Origin of the sequence: uncultured Chloroflexus sp., from assembly GCF_937951745.1 — a bacterium.
Classification (GTDB): Bacteria; Chloroflexota; Chloroflexia; order Chloroflexales; family Chloroflexaceae; genus Chloroflexus.
Map to the genome: position 1 here is coordinate 1 of NZ_CALFBQ010000040.1, position 3693 is coordinate 3693.

Sequence of the window (3693 nt, forward strand, 5' to 3'; positions counted from 1 at the left end):
CCGCGGGTTGACGACGGCCCAATTTTAGCCAGTGCCGAGGTGCCGGTTATGCCCGGCGATACGGTCGAATCGTTGCACGAACGGATCAAGGCGGTGGAACGGCGGTTAATCGTGGCCACCGTAAACCGGTTACTAGGGGGGTAAAACACGACGGGGTAGGGGCGCAGTAGGGCGTGGTAGCGCAGTAGGGGCACAGCCTGCTGCGCCCCTACTCCCGCCGTAACAACGCCAACGTCAACATGATCCCGCCGGTGACCACCCCACCCACACCGAAAAACAACAATGTCCACGGCAACCAGCCGTACCATTCAAAGGCCCGCATCGCCACCACCAGCATAGCCACGCCGAGAATAAACGCCGACACGACCAACGCCAGCGCCAAGCGGTTTGCTGCACCGATCAATGCACCGGCGACCCGCCGTAGCTCAACTTCGCGGGTTTGTAGGTGCAACTCGCCCTCGTTGAGGCGTTGCAGGCTCTGACTAATCTGTTCGGGAATCTCAAACGCCAGCTCACCCAACTCACGCCCACCGGCTAGCACTTGTGCGCCCAACGCTACCGGCGTGATCTGCTCGCGCAGGGCGCGCTGAATGTATGGGCGCGCCGCATCAAAGACGTTAAGCGTAGGATCGAGCTGCATCCCCAACCCCTCCATCATCACGATCGTCTTCAGCAGGGTGGCTAGCGGGCCGGGAATAATCAGCCGATGCCGGCGTAACAGCGCCGTCAAGCCTTCAAAGGTCTCGCGAGCCGAGATTTGGCCCAACGGGCGATCGACGAACCCATCGACGAACCGTTCGAGATCGCGGCGCAGCACTGCCGTCGCTGCCCGGCGCGGAATCACGCCGAGCCGTTCGAGCGCGCGCAGCAAGCTTTGGCTATCGTGGCTGATCAGCGCCCCCATCATCAAGAGTAACCCTTGCATCGTGGCGTGATCGAGCGTGCCGACCTGCCCAAAATCGACTACGCCCAACACCTCGCTATCAATAACGAAGAAATTGCCCGGATGCGGATCGCTGTGGAAAAAGCCATGCCCGAAAATCTCTTCGAGTGTAATCTCGACACTCACCCGGGCCAAGCGAGACAAATCAACCCCGGCGGCGCGCAACGCTGCCCTATCGTTCAACTTGGTGCCGATTATCCGCTCGGTGGTGAGGACGCGAGTATCGGTATATTCCCAGTAGACACGCGGGATGTAGATGTGCGGATTGCCGCAGAACATCTGGCGAAAGCGATCGGCATTGCGCCCCTCACGCACATAATCAAGTTCGGCGCGCAGGGTAGCGCTAAACTCCCAAACGATCTCGCTCAGGTTATATTGAGCAGCCAATGCCAGTCGCTCTTGGGCCAGCGCCGCGAGATCGGCCAAAATCGCCAGATCAGTTTGAATGCGATTGGCGATATCGGGTCGCTGCACCTTCACCACCACCGGCGTACCATCGAACAAGACTGCCGCATGCACTTGGCCCAACGACGCTGCTGCAAACGGTTCGCGCTCGAAGGAAGCGAACAAGCGGTCGATCGGCTGGCCAAACGTGGTTTCGATCAGCGCCACCGCCTGCGCGCCGGGGAATGGCGGCACTGTATCTTGCAACTTGCTCAGTTCGGCCACCATGTCGGCTGGCAGCAGATCGGGGCGGGTACTGAGCGCTTGGCCCAGTTTAACGAAGGCCGGGCCTAGCTCAACCAACGCCTCACGCAACCGCTCGGCGCTGCCCAACGGCGGCGGGGCCGGCGCGCGCAATATTGCGCGGCGCGGCAAAGATAGCAATGCAGTAAGACCAAGCTGATCGACCAAATAGCCAAAACCGTGATGCACCAGCACTTGCGTAATTTCACGGTAACGGCCAAGATGACGAGCCTGCCGGACAAGTGGCCACATAGATTGCACCAGTAGCGGCGGCCTGCTAGACCGCCGCGCTCGAGCAACGGCTTGGCAAAGCCGTCGCACCTCTTGCTTATGGCTCTGCTCAGCGGGCTATCGCGCTGCCCAGACCAAGAACGTGCAACGAACAAGCTCAGTATACCCTAGTTTCAGCAGGTTAAAGCAATGAAATTGATTATGTCAAAATCACCCAAAGCAGCCATAACCGCGGGCCAAAGATAAGCACACCCACCACAATTGCGGTCAATGCGCAAAGCAAGACCGTGCCAGCAGCGACATCTTTAGCAATGCGAGCCAGCGGATGGCGCTCGCTGGTTGCTAAGTCAACTGTCGCTTCAATCGCCGTATTGAAACCTTCGGCAGCCAGCACCATCCCTATTATCAACGCTAGCGCAACCCATTCCCAACGCGCAATCCGCAATACCACACCCAACGTAATTGCGATGGCACCAATGAGCAGATGAATCTGAAAATTGCGTTGGGTGCGCAACAAATGGCCGATCCCAGTAAAGGCATAGCGAAACGCAATCAGAAAACGGCGAGTGCTACGATCAATTGGCGCCGCCATTGCTAAGATTCCTCTCTACGATACGTATGACTTCACACCGCGAATGATACCACCTCAGCTATAATAGCGCTGCGCGTCTATCCTGAGAGATTTGGCGACGAAGTTGGTGACGTTTTGCCACCGCCCATTACGATGACGAAGGGCGTGTATGGTAAAAAGATAGACAACTTCGTCGACCAGCCCGCGATCTGCATTATTAGGGTAGTGAACTATGCGACTGATTATTGTGCGTCACGGCGAGAGTGAATGGAACCGGATCAATCGGTATCAAGGTCAACAAGACGCCCCGCTGTCGGAATTAGGCCGTATGCAGGCTGCCGCGCTTGGCGAACGGCTGCGCCACGAGAAGATCGATGTCGTCTATAGCAGCCGCCTGCAACGTGCCGCCCACACGGCGCAGGCAATCGTCGCCCATCACCCCGGCCTTGAGGTGATCTACGACGATGCCTTGCTCGAGATTAACCACGGCGATTGGGAAGGCAGATATCTGCACGAAATTATGGAGTTATACGCTGATGGGTTGCGCGAATGGCGGCAACACCCCACTCGCTCGCAGATGCCGGGAGGCGAGAGCTTCTCGAACGTGCTCAAGCGGGTGCTCGACTTTCGCGAGCGCATCTATACCGAGCACGCCGGCAAGACGGTGCTTATCAGCACGCATGATGTGATTGTGAAAATACTGGTGGCCGACGCGCTCGGTATGAACATGGATCGGATCAACCGGATTTGGGTGACGAATGCGAGCATCAGCGTGATCGAATACGGTGACGATCTGCCTTACCTTGTTAGCTTGAGCGAGGCATGCCACCTCGGCCAATTGGCCACGACCCGCGAACAACAGCACGCCTTGTAGGGATGCGAAGCGGATCACCCAGAGATGCGACGGGAATGGGTGTAGCAGAGACGAGACGTTGCAGGGCAATGTCTCTACGGTATTGCGCGGGCGCGCCTTGGTGGCGGCGGTAGCTCTCCCCCACCCCCGGCCCCTCCCCCACACGGGGGGTGTGGCCCTGTCATTGCAAGGGGGCATAGGAGCGACGTTGCAGGGCAATGTCTCTACGGTATTGCGCGGGCGCGCCTAGATGACGGCGGTAGCTCTCCCCCACCCCCGGCCCCTCCCCCACATGGGGGGTGTGGCCCTGTCATTGCAAGGGGGCATAGGAGCGACGTTGCAGGGCAATGTCTCTACGGTATTGCGCGGGCGCGCCTAGATGACGGCGGTAGCTCTCCCCCACCCCCG

At 58.9% G+C, this 3693-nt stretch carries 4 protein-coding genes; 2 read left to right on the forward strand and 2 right to left on the reverse strand.

What is annotated here, in order from left to right; all coding sequences use genetic code 11:
- A partial coding sequence (locus Q1A59_RS10090; RefSeq protein ID WP_299644937.1) for a formyltransferase family protein occupies positions 1 to 144 on the forward strand: 144 nt, incomplete at its 5' end.
- Between the two features lie 64 nt (positions 145 to 208).
- Here Q1A59_RS10090 and Q1A59_RS10095 read toward each other — a convergent pair.
- The gene (locus Q1A59_RS10095; protein WP_299644936.1) at positions 209 to 1882 is read right to left on the reverse strand and encodes an AarF/ABC1/UbiB kinase family protein; all 1674 of its coding nucleotides are present in this window, start codon (positions 1880 to 1882) and stop codon (positions 209 to 211) included.
- Between the two features lie 178 nt (positions 1883 to 2060).
- Complete coding sequence (locus Q1A59_RS10100) at positions 2061 to 2453, reverse strand: diacylglycerol kinase family protein (protein WP_298482314.1); 393 nt, start codon at positions 2451 to 2453, stop codon at positions 2061 to 2063.
- Positions 2454 to 2664: 211 nt separating this feature from the next.
- Between Q1A59_RS10100 and Q1A59_RS10105 the strand changes: the two genes are divergently transcribed.
- Positions 2665 to 3306 carry a histidine phosphatase family protein gene (locus Q1A59_RS10105; RefSeq protein ID WP_298482312.1) on the forward strand — a complete coding sequence of 214 codons (642 nt, stop codon included), beginning with the start codon at positions 2665 to 2667 and terminating at the stop codon, positions 3304 to 3306.
- The last annotated feature ends 387 nt before the right edge of the window (positions 3307 to 3693 follow it).

Bases quoted from the DNA above. Each gene is read 5' to 3' on its own strand.
- Q1A59_RS10095 (WP_299644936.1), bottom strand. From the start codon at position 1,882: ATGTGGCCACTTGTCCGGCAGGCTCGTCATCTTGGCCGTTACCGTGAA.
- Q1A59_RS10105 (WP_298482312.1), top strand. From the start codon at position 2,665: ATGCGACTGATTATTGTGCGTCACGGCGAGAGTGAATGGAACCGGATC.
- Q1A59_RS10100 (WP_298482314.1), bottom strand. From the start codon at position 2,453: ATGGCGGCGCCAATTGATCGTAGCACTCGCCGTTTTCTGATTGCGTTT.